This is a genomic window from Micromonospora kangleipakensis (assembly GCF_004217615.1).
In the GTDB taxonomy this organism is placed as follows: domain Bacteria; phylum Actinomycetota; class Actinomycetes; order Mycobacteriales; family Micromonosporaceae; genus Micromonospora; species Micromonospora kangleipakensis.
In genome coordinates this window covers 428,275-443,301 of the sequence record NZ_SHLD01000001.1, presented here as the reverse complement: position 1 = coordinate 443,301, position 15,027 = coordinate 428,275, and the positions used below count along the sequence as shown (strand labels likewise).

Below are 15,027 nucleotides of genomic sequence, written 5' to 3'. Positions count from 1 at the left end.
GGGCTGCAGCAGAGCAAGGGGAGTGAGGTGGTACCTGTCGGCCGGCGGCCTGCTGCGCGCCGGAGCGCCGGTGATCCTCGCCGGGAGCCGCCGCAGGCGGTAGACATGGCGGATGGCGTACCCCCGACAGCCGCTCTTCGCCCCGAACGGTGCCGTCGCGACCAGCCAGCCGCTCGCGGCGGCCGCGGGCCTGGCCGTGCTGCGGCGCGGCGGCAACGCCGTCGACGCCGCGCTGGCCACCGCGATCACGCTGACCGTCGTGCAGCCGCCCTCGAACGACATCGGCGGCGACCTCTTCGCCATCGTCTGGGACGGCGAGCGGCTGCACGGGTTGAACGCCTCCGGCCGCTCGCCGGCGGCGCTGACCCGCGAGATGGTGCTGGCCGCGACCGACCGGCGGGGTGCGACGCCGGTCGACGCCCTCGGCGGCGCCCAGGCGGAGGGGCCGGCCATGCCGGCCCGGGGCTGGCTGCCGGTGACCGTGCCGGGCGCGCCGGCCGGCTGGCGGGACCTGCACGAACGGTTCGGCTCGCTGCCCTTCGCCGAGCTCTTCACCGAGGCGATCGGCTACGCCGAGCGGGGCTACCCGGTCGCCGCCGGCACCGCCGCGACCTGGGCCCGAGCGGTCGCCGCAGGCGGTCCGACGGGACCGGAGTACGCCGAGTTCGACCGGGTGTTCACGGTGGACGGGCGGGCGCCCCGCCCGGGTGAGCGGTGGCGCAATCCGGACGCGGCCGGAACGCTGCGGCGGATCGCCGAGTCCGGCGCGGCCGACTTCTACCGGGGGAGCATCGCCGCGGCGATCGACACGCACGCCGCCCGGACCGGCGGGCTGATCACCGGGGATGACCTGGCCCGGCACACCTCCACCTGGGTGGACCCGGTGAGCGTCCGGTACCGGGGGCACGAGGTGTGGGAGCTGCCCCCGAACGGGCAGGGGGTGGCGGCGCTGCTGGCGCTCAACATCCTCGACGAGGTGGACCTGGCCGCGTTACCGCTCGAGGAGCGGCTGCACTGGCAGATCGAGGCGGTGAAGCTCGGCTTCGCCGACGCGCACGCGTACGTCGCCGATCCCGAGCGGGTGCCGGTGCCGACGGCGGCGCTGCTCGACCCCGGGTACGCGGCGGCCCGGCGGGCCCTGGTCACGGACCGGGCCGGCGACCCGGTGGCCGGCGACCCGGAGCGGGGCGGCACCGTCTACCTCTGCACCGCCGACCCGGGCGGCATGATGGTCAGCCTGATCCAGTCGACCTACCTGGCCTTCGGCTCGCGGGTGGTGCTGCCCGGCCACGGCTTCGCGCTGCAGAACCGGGGCACCGGGTTCCGCCTCGACCCGACGCACCCGAACGTGGTGGGCCCGGCGAGGCGTCCGTTCCACACCATCATCCCGGGGTTCCTGACCCGGGACGGCGAGCCGGTCGGGCCGTTCGGGGTGATGGGCGGGCACATGCAGCCGCAGGGGCACGTGCAGCTGGTCTCGGCCACCCTGGACGCCGGGCGGGACCCGCAGGCCGCCCTGGACACCCCCCGCTGGTACTGGCACGCCGGGCGTTCGGTGCTCGTCGAGCCGGCGCTGGCGGCGGAGCAGGACCTGGTCGCCGGCCTGCGGGCCCGGGGGCACGAGGTCACCGTCGCGGCGGAGCCGGCCGTCTTCGGGTACGGGCAGGCGATCTGGCGGCACTCGGCCGGCGGGTACGTCGCCGGCTCGGAGTCCCGGGTGGACGGGGCGATGCTGGGCTGGTGATCAGACCTCGGCGCGTTCGCGGAAGGTCGTCCGGTACGCGTGCGGGGTGGTGCCGACCCGACGGGTGAAGTGGTGCCGCAGCGCCGCCGCGTCGCCGAAGCCGGCCTCGTCGGCCACGGTCTCCACGCTCAGCCGGGTCTCCTCCAGCAGCCGCCGGGCCAGCAGCACCCGCTGGTTGGTCAGCCAGTCGTGCGGGGTGGTGCCGGTCTCGGCCCGGAACCGGCGGGCGAAGGTACGCGGCGCCATGCCGGCCCGCGCGGCCAGCTCCTCCACGGTCACCGTCCGGTCCAGGTGGCCCATCAGCCATTCCAGCACCGGCTCGAGGGTGGGCGCCTCCGGCGCCTTCGGGATCGGCGCCTCGACGTACTGGGACTGGCCGCCGTCGCGATGCGGCGGGACGACCATCCGTCGGGCCAGCCGGGTGGCCGTCGCCGAGCCGTGCTCCTGGCGGACCAGGTGCAGGCAGGCGTCGATCCCGGCGGCGGTGCCGGCGCTGGTGAGCAGCTTGCCGTCCTGCACGTAGAGCGAGTTGCACCGGACCCGGGCGGCCGGGTGCCGGCGTTGCAGCTCGTCGACGTACAGCCAGTGGGTGGTGCAGTCCCGCCCGTCGAGCAGCCCCGCCTCGCCCAGCACGAACGCGCCGGAGCAGACGCTGAGCAGCCATGCCCCCCGGTCGGCGGCCCGGCGCAGCGCGTCGAGCACCGGGGCGGGGACGTTCGTCTTCCCCGCGTGCGCCGGCACCGCGACCAGGTCGGCCTCGTCGACCGGGCTGAGGTCGGCGTGCGGGGTGAGCAGGAAACCGGAGCCGCTGCGCACCGGGCCCCCGTCGGCGGTGCAGACGGTGAAGCGGTAGCCCGGGAAGCCGTCGGCGGTCCGGTCGGTGCCGAAGACCTCCGACAGGACGCCGAGTTCGAAGGGGGCGACCTGTTCCAGCGCGATGACGGCGACCGAACGAAGCATGTGACGAGGGTAACCGGAGAGGTGGCAGGAAATCGATGCCCACTGGCATTCCTGCCACTTTTCGGCCGGCCCGGATGGTCGCAGACTGGTCTCAGTCCGGTGCGCACCGGCGGCGAAACCCACATCAATCACGCGAAAGCGAGCGCCGCCATGGAGTTCCTGCTGCTCTTCCTCTTCCTCGTCGTCCTGGCCGTCGCCTCGGCCGCCGGCCTGGGCGCCGACACCCGCGACTCGGCCGACTGGAAGCCCACCGCCGACGGTCGTCGCTGGCGCTCCAGCACCTGCTGAGGTGATTTGCACCTTCCGCGCCGAAAATCCCCGGCGGGACCGCGGCGAAACGCGCGGCCCCGCCGACGGAGGCCATCGGGCGTACGGCAGGCTAGATGCATGGCTGACGGCTCCTGGTACGACGCCGACATCGACCACGTGATCATTTCCGAGGCGCAGATCCGCGAGAAGACCGCGGAGCTGGCCAAGCAGATATCGGCGGACTACGCGCACGTCGAGGACGGACTCCTGCTGGTCTGCGTGCTCAAGGGCGCGGTCATGTTCATGGCCGACTTCGCCCGGGCGCTCGGCCGCCAGGGTCCCCCCGCCGAGCTGGAGTTCATGGCCGTCTCCTCGTACGGTCAGGGCACCACCTCCTCCGGCGTCGTCCGGATCCTCAAGGACCTGGACCGCGACATCGCCGGCCGGCACGTGGTGGTCGTCGAGGACATCGTCGACTCCGGCCTGACCCTCTCCTGGCTGCTGCGCTACCTGGAGTCCCGCTCGGCGGCGAGCGTCGAGGTGGTCGCCCTGTTCCGCAAGCCGGACGCGGTCAAGGTGCAGGTCCCGGTCAAGTACGTCGGCTTCGACATCCCGACCGAGTTCGTCGTCGGCTACGGCCTCGACTTCGGTGAGCGGTACCGGGAGCTGCCCTACGTCGGCGTGCTCAAGCCCGAGGTCTACGCCCGCGCCTGAGTCGCCCCGCCGACCTGCGCGTATCGGCGTTCGTCGAGCGGACGTTCAGCGGACTCTCAGCTCACCGGACTACGGTAGGGGTCGGTGACGTGGAGGCACCCTCCGCGGCACGCCGGCCCAAACCCCGGTTCGCCGTCCGCGTAAGTGCTGGGCTCGCAAGCTCACATCTGGCACGAACGGTGTACCGTCGAATGACCGCGGCGCGGCAATTCGCGCGCTTCGGGGTCGAGGCCGGCCCGCACGGCGGCTCCGGCCGCCGCCCGAGGCGGCGACACCATTCAGACGGTCAGGACGTCGATCAGGAGGATGCGGGCGTCTCGGCGCCCGACAACAGTATGGAACGTACGCGTTTCTTCCGCCGACCGGTGGTCTGGATCATCCTGGTCATCCTCGGCGCCGTTGTGCTCAGTCAGCTGTTCACCGCTGGTCCCAGCTACCACCGGGTGGACACTTCCGTTGCGCTCGACCAGCTCCACACTGCCAAGATCAACAAGGCGGTCTTCCAGGACAAGGAGCAGACGCTCCAGCTCGACCTGGCCCAGAAGACCAAGTTCGGTGAGACCACCACCGACAGGATCGAGGCGCAGTTCCCGTACCAGGCCGGCGACCAGGTCTGGAACGAGGTCCTCGACGCCAAGGCCGCGAACCGGGTCACCGGCCCGGCCGACACCAAGGTCTCCTCGGACAGCGTCTGGGTGAGCCTGCTGGTCAACCTGCTCCCCATCGCCCTGCTCGTGCTCCTGCTGCTGTTCTTCATGTCGCAGATGCAGGGCGGCGGCTCGCGGGTGCTCAACTTCGGCAAGTCCAAGGCGAAGATGATCACCAAGGACACGCCGAAGACCACCTTCGCGGACGTGGCCGGGGCCGACGAGGCCGTCGAGGAGCTGCACGAGATCAAGGACTTCCTGCAGAACCCGGCGAAGTACCAGGCCCTCGGCGCCAAGATCCCGAAGGGCGTGCTGCTCTTCGGCCCGCCCGGTACCGGTAAGACCCTGCTCGCCCGGGCGGTCGCCGGCGAGGCCGGCGTGCCGTTCTACTCGATCTCCGGCTCGGACTTCGTCGAGATGTTCGTCGGTGTCGGCGCCAGCCGGGTCCGCGACCTCTTCGAGCAGGCCAAGTCGAACGCACCGGCGATCGTCTTCGTCGACGAGATCGACGCCGTCGGCCGGCACCGTGGCGCCGGCATGGGCGGCGGCCACGACGAGCGCGAGCAGACCCTCAACCAGCTCCTCGTCGAGATGGACGGCTTCGACGTCAAGGGCGGCGTCATCCTGATCGCCGCCACCAACCGGCCGGACATCCTCGACCCGGCGCTGCTGCGCCCGGGCCGCTTCGACCGGCAGATCCCGGTGGACGCCCCCGACATGGAGGGCCGCAAGGCGATCCTGCGGGTGCACGCCAAGGGCAAGCCGTTCACGCCCGACGTCGACCTCGACGCGGTCGCCCGGCGTACCCCGGGCTTCAGCGGCGCCGACCTGGCCAACGTGATCAACGAGTCCGCCCTGCTCACCGCGCGCAAGGAACAGCGGGCGATCTCCAACGACTCCCTGGAGGAGTCGATCGACCGGGTGATCGCCGGTCCGCAGCGCCGGACCCGGGTGATGAGCGACCAGGAGAAGAAGATCACCGCGTACCACGAGGGTGGGCACGCGCTGGTCGCCTGGGCGCTGCCGCACGCCGCGCCGGTGCACAAGGTGACGATCCTGTCCCGCGGTCGCTCGCTGGGCCACACCCTGGTCCTGCCGACCGAGGACAAGTACACCCAGACCCGCGCCGAGATGATCGACACCCTGGCGTACGCGCTGGGCGGCCGGGCCGCGGAGGAACTGGTCTTCCACGAGCCCACCACCGGTGCCGGCAACGACATCGAGAAGGCCACCCAGCTGGCCCGCGCGATGATCACCCAGTACGGCATGAGCTCCAAGCTCGGTGCGATCAAGTACGGCACCAGCGGCGACGAGCCGTTCCTCGGCCGCAACATGGGCCACGAGCGGGACTACTCCGACTCGGTGGCCGCCGAGATCGACGGCGAGATGCGGGCGCTGATCGAGCTGGCCCACGACGAGGCCTGGGAGATCCTGGTGGAGTACCGGGACGTGCTGGACAACATGGTCCTGGAGCTGATCGAGAAGGAGACCCTCTCGACCGCCGACATGGCCCGGATCTGCGCCCGGGTGGTGAAGCGCCCGCCGATGGCCCCGTACCACGGCTTCGGCAAGCGCCAGCCCTCCACCGAGCCGCCGGTGCTCACCCCGGCCGAGAAGGACAAGCTCAAGGCTCAGGCCGAGGCCGACGGCGCGTCGGTCGGCGGGTCCTCGAACAACTCGGACGGTACCCACTGAACACGGACGCTGCGGCCAGCCCCGACAAGGGGCTGGCCGCCTCGTCGACCGAGCCCGACGGTGACGAGGCCCTCGACTACGTCGCCGCCCGACTGATCAGCGGCAAGCTCACCGGCCGCCCGGTCGAGGAGACCATGGACCTGGCCCGGATCGAGAAGGCCGTCCGCGAGATCCTCATCGCCGTCGGCGAGGACCCGGACCGGGACGGCCTCCAGCAGACGCCGGCCCGGGTCGCCCGCGCGTACGCCGAACTCTTCGCCGGTCTCCGGGTCGACCCGGCCCAGGTGCTCAGCACCACCTTCGAGGCCAACCACGAGGAGCTGGTGATCGTCCGGGACATCGATCTGATGAGCCTCTGCGAGCACCACCTGCTGCCGTTCCGGGGCAGCGCGCACATCGGCTACATCCCGGGGCCGGACGGCCGGATCACCGGCCTGTCCAAGCTGGCTCGGCTGGTCGAGGTCTTCGCCCGCCGCCCGCAGGTGCAGGAGCGGCTCACCTCGCAGATCGCCGACCTGCTGATGAGCAAGCTGGAACCGCGCGGCGTCATCGTCGTCCTCGAGTGCGAGCACATGTGCATGGCGATGCGCGGCATCCAGAAGAGCGGCGCCAAGACGATCACCTCGGCCGTCCGCGGCGTGCTCCAGCGCGACGCGAAGTCCCGCGCCGAGGCGATGTCGCTGATCATCCCCCGCTGACCCGGCGCGCGGCCGACGGAGCCCGTCAGCCGGCCAGCATCGCCAGCACGATCCCGGCGGTGGTCGCCACCGCCGGGACCAGGCAGACCAGCGCCCCGAACCGGGGCGTCCGGTCCACCCGGTCCTCCGGCCGGGGCCGGAACAGCCGACCGACCGCCAGCCAGCCCGCCATGAAGGCCACCGCCGGCATCGGCAGCCCGACCACCAGCGCCACGATGCTCGCCGGGCCGGTGCCGGTGCCGAACAGGACCAGCAGCTGGATCAGCGGGAAGACCAGCGCCAGCGGCCCGTACACCAGCAGGTTGCGGGGCCGGGACGGCCAACGCGCCAGCCGGGGCAGCCCCCGCGCGGCCAGCGTGTCGTCCGCGGCGTCGGCCCACCGGCGGGCGGCCTGCAGCGAGGTCAGCACCGCCGCCGGCCCGGCCGCCATCGACCGGGCCGCCTCGGTCAGCTCCGGCGGAGTCGGCTGCAACGAGATCGCCGGCACCCCGAGCTCCCGCAGTTGCGCCTGCTGCGGGGCCAATCGGGCCCGGACGACGGTCAGCTCCTCCCGGGCGGCCTGCACCGAGCGGGCCTGCTCGCCCGCGGCGGTCGTCGCGGCCCGGCGTACCCCGTCGAGCTGGCGGGCCGCCGCGACGTAGTCCGCCCAGGCCGCCGCGGCCGGATCCGGGGTGTCGGCCGGCGGGCGCCCCGGCCGGGGGGCGGGCACGGCGGTTCCGGTCTCGCTCACGTCGCCGGCTCCTCCCCGAACGGCACCAGCACCGTCCCCAGCTCGCCCGGGCCGTCCCACAGCACCGCCCGGCCCGGACGCGGACGCCACAGCACCGGCCGGTCGAAGAGCGACTCCAACCGGGCACCCGGCACGTCCGTGACCACCACGGCGGTCAGCTTGTCGATCTCGCCCTCGGGGCCGAGCAGCCCGGCCAGCGGCCCCACCGAACGCCACCAGCCGAGCAGGTGCAGCCCGGCCGGCGGCCCCTCCAGCAGCAGCGACCGCAGCCGCTCGCCCGGCAGCTCCACCGCGTCGGGCACGTCCAGCCCGAACACCACCAGGTAGCCCGGCTCACCCGCCTCCATGGCGGCCCGCAGCCCGGCCACGTCGACCGTCTCCACCCGGTGCCGCTCGGCCAGCTCGGCGGCCAGCTCCGCGGCCGGCTCGTCCGACCCGTTCGCCAGTGGGGCCAGCACGAACCGGGTGGCCGCGTGGTGCGCCGCGATGCTCCGCGCGGCGGTCACCAGCAGCCGGGCCGCCTCCTCGTCGCGGCCCAGCACGGCGAGGTTCCGCCCGGCGGCCGGGCCGAGCGGCACCGTCACCGTGGAGCGGTGAACGTCCACCGCACGACCGAGCAGCGCCGCCGGCGCGTGCGCCCGTCCGGCCAGCGCCGCCCGGTGCCGCGGGTCGTTGCCGAGCAGCGGGCGCGCGTACCCGGCGAAGACCACCGGCGGGCCGGAGCCCTCCGGCCGGGCCGCCCACAGCCGGTGCCGCAGCTCGGCCAGGGTCTCCGGATCCTCGTGCGGATCGGGAAAGCGGATCATCCGCTCGTGCCCCCGGGTGGCGCCGCGCGGCCCGCCCAGGCCGCCGGCGGTGTTCACCACCGCGCTGCCCACCGGCAGTCCGGCCGCGGCGTCGTTCGTCGGTTCCAGCACCGCCGACCCGCCGGGCAGCGCGACCCGCACCGGGAACTGGCCCAGCAGCGGATCGCGCGGGCCGCCGACGCCGAGGTCACCCTCACCCGCCAGGACCAGATGGATGCCGTACGCCCGGGCGGCGCGGGCCAGCACGTCCAGCCGGGCCAGCAGGTCCGTGGCGAGGCGGTCGCGCTCCCGCAGCAGCAGGGGGAAGTTGTCGATGACGCAGACGATCCGCGGCAGCGCCTGGTGCTCGCGCAGCTCCGCGTAGCGCTGCCCGCCGGCCCGCCGGCCGGCCTCCTCCCGGCGGTGCAGCTCCGCCTCGAGCTGGCCGACGAGGTCCGCCATGTACTCCCGGTCGGCGGCCATCCCGGCGGCCCGGACCTGCGGCACCCACGAGCGGTCCCGCTCGGTCTGCAGGAACTCCACGAAGGACTCGCCCTCGTTCAGATCGGCCAGGTAGAGCACCAGCTCGTCCGGGCCGTACCGGGCGGTCAGCCCGAACAGCACGTTGGTCAGGAACGCCGACCGCCCGGCACCCGACCGGCCGCTGACCAGCCAGTGCGGGGTGAGCTCGGTGAAGCCGAGGCTGACCGGCCGCCCGGCGGCGTCGCCCACCACGGTCGAGAGCCCGTCCACGGAACCGGACTCCCACAGCTCCCCGCCGGGCAGCAGGTCGGTCAGGGAGAGCCGCGAGCCGTCCTCGATCTGCCGGGCGAGCCGGCGGCAGACCCCGGTCACCAGCTCGTCGGGCGGGTCCTCCTCCACGAAGACGGGCGAGTTGAGCCCGCCGGCCGTCTCCGTGCCCGGACTGCTCAGCGCCTGCCCCGGCGGATCACCGACCAGCGCGTACGCGTTGCGTACCGCGACGGGGGTGGCCTGGGGCAGCGGAGTGTCGGGCGACCAGCCGGCGACGACCAGGTGCAGGCCCGCCCGGTGCCCCCGCGCGGCCAGCTCCTCGATCCGACCCCGGTCGGTCGCACCGGCGCCGGCGGGGAGCGCGGCCACCACCAGGAGCAGCGTGCGGTCGTGCCCGCGCTGCCGGGCCGTGCCGGCGGCCACCCACTGCTCCGCCTCGGTGAGCACGGTCCGCAGCCCCGCCACGTCCACGGCCGACGGCGGCAGCAACCCCGCGTCGGACAACACCGCGAACCCCGCGAAGGCGCCGCCGGTCGGGTCCTGGCCGGCGGTGGCGTCCACCGCGCGGACCAGCAGCGAGCCCGCCGGCGCGGCGGCGAGCAGCCGGAGCAGGAGGGCCCGGAGCAGCCCGGCCACCCGGGGGTCGGTGGCGTCGGTGTCGACGCTCAGGTGACCGCTGCCGAGCAGCGGCACCAGCGCCGGGAACCGAGCGTCGTCCAGCGGCGCGGCGGTGCCGACCCGGACAAAGGGCGGCGGGTGGTCGCCGGGCGGGGTGGCCGCGGACAGCGTCTCCAGGGCGGCGCCGGCCCAACCCGGGGCGGCGAGCGCCGCGGCCGTGCGCAGCCGCTCCGCCAGCTCGTACTGCCGGTGGTGGTCGGCCGGGGCGGGCCGGATCTCGTCCAGAATGCCGGCGGCGGCGGTCGCGGTGGCCGCGGCCCGCCGGTGCAGGGCGGCGGCCCGGCCGGCTCGCGCCTTCGGACTGGCCACCGCGTCCACCTCTCTTCCCGAGGCCGACTCTTCTCCCCGAGCAGTGACGGTATCCCAGCCGACGGCCCCGCTCCGGGATGTCGATCGGCGCTGCGCGGTCTTTGCGAGCCAGCCCACCGCGCTCGGCCGGGCATTGTCCCGCCTCCGGCCAGCGGGCGGACGCGATCGGTGAATCTGGGGCATTGGGTACGAGGCGTGCAGCCGATAGCCTCAGGGGGTGGAATCAGTGCAGCCCCCCGCCGGTTCCCAGGTCTCCCGCGTACCGGCGCAGCGGACCCCGCCCGAGCAGCTGGCGCCCCCGGCGCCGGCTCCGGTGCCGGAGCGCCCCCGGCGGCGGCTGCGCACGGTGCTCTCGGTGGTCGCCGGGCTGCTCGCGCTGCTCTGCGTCGGCGGCGGCGTCACCGGATTCATCCTGTACGACCGCGCCACCGCCCCGGACCGCAGCGCCCCCGACGTGGTCGTGGTCAACTATCTCCAGGCCTTGCTCGTGGCCCGTGACGACAACAAGGCCGCCCTGTTCACCTGCGACGGCTCGATTCCGTCGGTCGATGGTTTCCGCGATCAGATCGTCCGTCGTGAGCAGGAGCTTGGAGTCTCGTTCTCGATCAACGTCGAGAACGTCGCCGCGTCGAAGACCGATTCGTCGAATGCCACGGTGACCGCGGTGATCCGGAGAAGCGCCTCGGTCGACGGCGTCCAGCAGAGTCTCACCGACAGCTGGCGCTTCGCAGTACGACAGCAGGACGGCTGGCACGTCTGCTCGGCCCTGCCCTTGTGAAGGGCTACTCGATCCAGAGCAGGTGGACCGGAACCTCCAGGGTGGTCGGTGCCTGGCCGCGCCAGGCCCAGCGGTACCACTCCAGCTCCGAGGTGACCCGGACGCAGATGTCCCCCTCGGCACCGGAGTAGGTCTCTGTCACCGCCCGCAGATCACGGTGCTCGGTCGGCCCGACGACGTGCACGACCCGCCGGCCGGCCACCGCGTCGGCCTCGAAGACCGGGGTCGGCACCCGGTGTGCCGGCGCGTCGAGGGAGACCAGCCGGATCCCGGATTCGCGGGGCGCGGCGCCGATGCCCTTCCGGTCGCCCACCGTCTCCACCCAGACCCGCTCCACCGGTACCAGCGGCGCGAAGACCTCCACCTGCTCGGATTCGGCGCGGTACCACTCGTGTTCGGCGATGACGGGCACGTAGGTCCGGCTGCCCTGCACCACCTGCTCGTCGGCGCGCAGGTCACCCCGCCAGCCCAGGCCGGGCAGCCCGACCAGCACCCGACGACCGCGCAGCTCCACCCGGCCGGTGGCGGGGACGATCTCGACCGGTCGGGGCGGCAGCGGCGCCCAGTCGGGCTGGTCCGCGAAGGGGTCGGGCAGCGGGCCGGTCATCCGTCGGCCGGCCTCACGTGTTGCCGTCCAGCGGCGCGCCGCGTTCCCGCATGAACGGCACCGGGTTGATCGCGCCCCGGCTGGACCGGTCGCCCTCCACGTGCACCTCGAAGTGCAGGTGCGGCCCGGAGGAGTTGCCGCTGGTGCCGACGAGGCCGATCACCTCACCGGCCTCCACCAGCTGACCGGGGACCACTCGGGGGCGCTCGACCATGTGGCAGTAGCGGGTGATGTAGCCCCCGGCGTGCAGGATGTCCACGAACCAGCCGCAGCCGCCCTTGCCCGGCCAGCCGTCGCGGTCGCAGTCGCGTCGCCCGGAGCGGTCCGGGTCGCAGCGGGCGACCAGCACCCGGCCGGTCGACGCGGCGTGGATCTCGGTGACCCGCTTGGGCGCGGCGATGTCCACTCCGTTGTGGCTCGGCCGGTCGGCGGTGCGGAAGCCGGAGCCCACACCGCCCGGGATCGGCGCCGTCCAGCCCGAGGCGGCGATCCGGGCACCGGCGGCCGCGTCACACACCGCCCTGCCGGCGATCTGCACCGTCCGCGCGGCGCCGCCGGCCAGCGCGTCGACGATCCGGCCGGCCAGCTCCTCGTGCTTCGCGTAGGCGTCGGGGAACGCGCTGACCTGCACCCGCTGCGCCACCACGGTCAACGGTCGGTCCTCCCACCTGGGCACCCGGACCAGCTTCTCGTAGAACTTGCGGGCGGTGTAGGAGGGGGTCATGCGCTGCTGGACGTTGCCCCAGCCGGGCCGCTGCTGGAACAGGCCCAGCGAGTCGTGGTCGGACCCGACGCCTTCGTGCGGCAGCGCCAGCGACGCCGGCACGGTGCTGTTCGCCAGGTTGCGTAGTGCGGACTCCTGCATCGCGGTGGCCAGGGCGATGACCCAGCCGCGGGCCGGCACCTTCATGTCCTGACCGACCTTGATGATGACGGCCGCGTTGCGCAGCTGACCCTCGCCGTACTCGGCGAAGCGGGGCATGTCCCCGGTGATGCTGACCCGGTGGGCCGCGTCGCAGGCCAGTCCGGCCACCGTCGCGTCGTCCTGCTCCTCGCCGCCCAGCTCGGTGAGGAAGAAGGCGGCGGCGCCGCCCACGCAGCAGAGCAGAGTGAGGGCCGCCGTCAAGGCGGCGGCCACGACGCCGACCCGCAGCTTCCGGCGTCGGGGCGGAGGTCCGGCGTCCCCCCACTGTTCGGTCATTGGCGCTCCCAGTCCACCGCGTCCACCAGCCACCGGCCGTCGGGGGCCACCAGTTCCAGTCGGAGCCGACCGTTGTCCAGCGGGACGAGGACCTCCACGAAGGACTCCGTCCGGGGGCGGAGCGTGACCTGGCCGGTGACCCGCCGGGCCGGGACGCTCTCCGGGTCCGCGCCGGTCAGCTTCTCCGTCAGCGCGGGGGTCGACATCGGGCGCAGGCGCGCCTGCCAGTCGTCCCCGCTGCTGCCCGGGCCGGCCAGCCACGCGGTGGTGAACCGGCTGGCGGCCTGCTCGGGGCTAAGCTCGCCCGGCCGGGTCTTCGGCCTGGGGGGCGCCGGGCTCGACAACACCCCGTCATCACCGGCCTCCGGGTCCACGGTGCTGATCGGCTCCCGCGGCCGGTTGCTGAGGCCGGTGGACGGGTCGACGGGGCCGGAGACCAGGCGGGCCGCCCCGATAACGCCGAAGACCAGGACGGCGATCACCACCGCGACGCCCAGCCGGGACCGCAGTGCCCGGGTGAACAGGAATTCCAGCGCCCGTCGCATCGTGCTCACCGCGCCTCTGAGCGCACCCGCGGACTCGGGTTGGCCGGCGCGCGTTCGGCGGAGCCCGGACGGTAGATGGCGAAGGAGGGCGATTCCTCGGGCACGTCCGGTTCCGTCCAGGTGGCTGGCTGCCGACGTCGGGGACGCGGTGCGGTGGTCCGGCCGCCGCCCGGCTGCTCCGGTGTCGGCGCCTCGTCCGTCCGCTCCCGCCCGTCCGGCCGCTGCCGGTCGGCGGCGGCGTGCGACGGGTCCTCGTGCCGGGCCTCCGGCCGGAGGCTGCCCTGGCCGAGCGCAACGCCGCGGCGCCGGCCGAGCGCCGGCTCGGCCGTGCCGCCCGGCTCGACCACGTCCAACCGGGCGGCCACCCGCACGTCCCGGAAGAACCGGCGGTGCCACGACCCGGCGGAGCTGATCGCCTCGCTGCTGTCCTTGCCGCCGAGCTGGGTGATCCGCCGGTACGGGCGCAGCAGCAGCCAGCCGACCACGCCGCAGAGCCAGACCAGCACCACCTGGAGCCAGCCGGGCAGGGTGGGCGTGTTCATGATGAGGTCGACGGCGAAGAGGTAGATGGCCGCGCCGGTGCCGAAGATGGCGATGTTGAAGACCGCGGCGACCACGGCGTTCGCCAGCCGGCGCAGCCCGGCGCTGGCCGGGCGCATCAGACCGACCGTGCCGAGGATCGGCGCGGCGATCACCGCCCACCGGAAGATCAGGAAGCCCAGCAGTACCAGCAGCGAGGCGGTCAGGTCGAACATCGCGAAGAGCAGCGAGGCCAGCACCGCGATGAAGCCGGCCCCGATCCGGTCCATGTCCCGGACGCCCTGGAGGTATTCGTAGGCCTCCGGGTCCTCCGTCTTGATCTGCTCCGCCACCTTCATCCACTGCTGCTGCTTGGCCTTGATCACGGCCTCGCGCGTCGCCGGGTTGGCGCGGATCGACTGTGCCTCTCCCCAGGTGAGTGAGCGGGCGTCGTAGAGGGCCGGGCCGTACTTCTTGGCGGTCTCGCTGTCCGCAGAGCCCAGGATGCCGCGCAGCCAGTTCCGGTAGAGCATGGTCTCGGTGGCGGTGTCACTCGCCCGGACCGCGGGCGAACGTAGATCCTTGCACCGGTCCGGGTTGGGATCGATGCAGCGGCCGGGAGCGGGATCCTTGGCCTGCGGCCCGACGGCATCGTGCACGACGCTCAGGGTGGTGATCAGGGTGTTGTCGGCGATGTTCGCCGACTTCACCGGCCATGCGGCCAGGGCGGTGACCGCCACCATCACCAGCAGCGCCCAGCCGGCCGTGGTCATGGCGTTGCTCATGTCCGACTGACGGGAGCGCCAGAGCAGGTAGAGGCCGACCACGCAGAGCGTGATGATGCCGAAGACGCTGAACACCTTCTGGTAGACGGCCTTGGTGGCCTGGTCCACCAGCGGATCTGCCCAGCCCCACATCGAGCGTGGATCCCAGGCCCGCTCCCGCAGCGCGTTCGAGGCGCCGATCACCGCCGTGGCGATCATGAACTCGCCGTTCGCGACGGTGGTAGTGAACTTGTAGTCGGGGTGAAGGACGGTGGAGGCGCACCCGCCGTCGACGTCGTACGTGGTGTAGTTGTAACCGGCGTACCCGTAGAGGCTGTAGCGGCCGGTCACCCCGCCTGCGGACTCGGGCGGAGCACTGGCGAACCAGCCGGCGAGACCGGAGTCTGGCGCTCCCGGTGTTGGCGGTTCGAGGCATTCCGCTCGCGCCGACGAGACTTCCTTGAGCTTCGCGACGCAGGCGCGGAAGTCGGCCTGCCACTCCTTGGTGCTGCACAGCTCGGCCCGGGCCTGGGCGGCCGGCTCGGCGGCGTACGCGGGTGTCGCCCCGATCACCGGCCAGGCGATGGTGGCCACGGCGAGTACGCCGAGCGCGAGGAGGAGCGCCGCGATCCGTGCCCGGGCCCTCGCCAT

General features: G+C 73.5%; 13 protein-coding genes. 6 read left to right on the top strand and 7 right to left on the bottom strand.

Annotated elements, in window-relative coordinates:
• Positions 1-112 precede the first annotated feature (112 nt).
• Positions 113-1,744 carry a gamma-glutamyltransferase family protein gene (locus tag EV384_RS02215; RefSeq protein WP_130329646.1) on the top strand — a complete coding sequence of 544 codons (1,632 nt, stop codon included), beginning with the start codon at positions 113-115 and terminating at the stop codon, positions 1,742-1,744.
• Here the strand turns inward: EV384_RS02215 and EV384_RS02210 are convergent, their stop codons facing one another.
• A complete protein-coding gene (locus tag EV384_RS02210) occupies positions 1,745-2,704 on the bottom strand; it encodes a GlxA family transcriptional regulator (protein WP_130329644.1) in 960 nt (319 codons plus the stop codon).
• Positions 2,705-2,854: 150 nt separating this feature from the next.
• Between EV384_RS02210 and EV384_RS34605 the strand changes: the two genes are divergently transcribed.
• The 4 genes from EV384_RS34605 to folE all read left to right on the top strand — a co-directional run bounded on the left by EV384_RS34605 (position 2,855) and on the right by folE (position 6,707).
• A complete protein-coding gene (locus tag EV384_RS34605; protein ID WP_165439853.1) occupies positions 2,855-2,992 on the top strand; it encodes a hypothetical protein in 138 nt (45 codons plus the stop codon).
• 99 nt (positions 2,993-3,091) lie between these two features.
• Entirely contained in the window at positions 3,092-3,667 is a 576-nt protein-coding gene (gene hpt / locus EV384_RS02205) for a hypoxanthine phosphoribosyltransferase (RefSeq protein WP_130329642.1), read from the top strand.
• A gap of 335 nt (positions 3,668-4,002) precedes the next feature.
• Entirely contained in the window at positions 4,003-6,009 is a 2,007-nt protein-coding gene (gene ftsH / locus EV384_RS02200) for an ATP-dependent zinc metalloprotease FtsH (protein ID WP_130329640.1), read from the top strand.
• A gap of 32 nt (positions 6,010-6,041) precedes the next feature.
• On the top strand, positions 6,042-6,707 hold the full coding sequence (gene folE, locus EV384_RS02195) for a GTP cyclohydrolase I FolE (RefSeq protein WP_130329638.1): 666 nt from the start codon (positions 6,042-6,044) through the stop codon (positions 6,705-6,707).
• A gap of 25 nt (positions 6,708-6,732) precedes the next feature.
• Here folE and EV384_RS02190 read toward each other — a convergent pair whose 3' ends face one another.
• Both EV384_RS02190 and EV384_RS02185 read right to left on the bottom strand, forming a co-directional pair.
• Positions 6,733-7,437: a hypothetical protein gene (locus tag EV384_RS02190; protein ID WP_130329636.1), complete on the bottom strand. Its 705-nt coding sequence runs from the start codon at positions 7,435-7,437 to the stop codon at positions 6,733-6,735.
• Positions 7,434-9,971: an FtsK/SpoIIIE domain-containing protein gene (locus EV384_RS02185; RefSeq protein ID WP_165439852.1), complete on the bottom strand. Its 2,538-nt coding sequence runs from the start codon at positions 9,969-9,971 to the stop codon at positions 7,434-7,436. Before EV384_RS02185 ends, EV384_RS02190 begins: the two co-directional genes overlap by 4 nt.
• 208 nt (positions 9,972-10,179) lie before the next feature.
• Here EV384_RS02185 and EV384_RS02180 point away from each other — a divergent pair, with 208 nt between their 5' ends.
• Positions 10,180-10,740 (top strand): Rv0361 family membrane protein, encoded by a 561-nt coding sequence (locus tag EV384_RS02180; protein ID WP_423202878.1) that lies wholly within the window; start codon positions 10,180-10,182, stop codon positions 10,738-10,740.
• Positions 10,741-10,744: 4 nt separating this feature from the next.
• Here EV384_RS02180 and EV384_RS02175 read toward each other — a convergent pair whose 3' ends face one another.
• The 4 genes from EV384_RS02175 to EV384_RS02160 are packed head-to-tail and all read right to left on the bottom strand — an operon-like array spanning position 10,745 to position 15,027.
• On the bottom strand, positions 10,745-11,347 hold the full coding sequence (locus tag EV384_RS02175; protein ID WP_130329632.1) for a hypothetical protein: 603 nt from the start codon (positions 11,345-11,347) through the stop codon (positions 10,745-10,747).
• Between the two features lie 13 nt (positions 11,348-11,360).
• Entirely contained in the window at positions 11,361-12,548 is a 1,188-nt protein-coding gene (locus EV384_RS02170; RefSeq protein WP_130329630.1) for a M23 family metallopeptidase, read from the bottom strand.
• Positions 12,545-13,102, bottom strand: coding sequence for a hypothetical protein (locus tag EV384_RS02165; RefSeq protein ID WP_130329628.1), 558 nt, complete (start codon positions 13,100-13,102; stop codon positions 12,545-12,547). Before EV384_RS02165 ends, EV384_RS02170 begins: the two co-directional genes overlap by 4 nt.
• Positions 13,099-15,027: an MraY family glycosyltransferase gene (locus EV384_RS02160; protein ID WP_130329626.1), complete on the bottom strand. Its 1,929-nt coding sequence runs from the start codon at positions 15,025-15,027 to the stop codon at positions 13,099-13,101. The genes EV384_RS02165 and EV384_RS02160 overlap by 4 nt, the downstream gene beginning before the upstream one ends.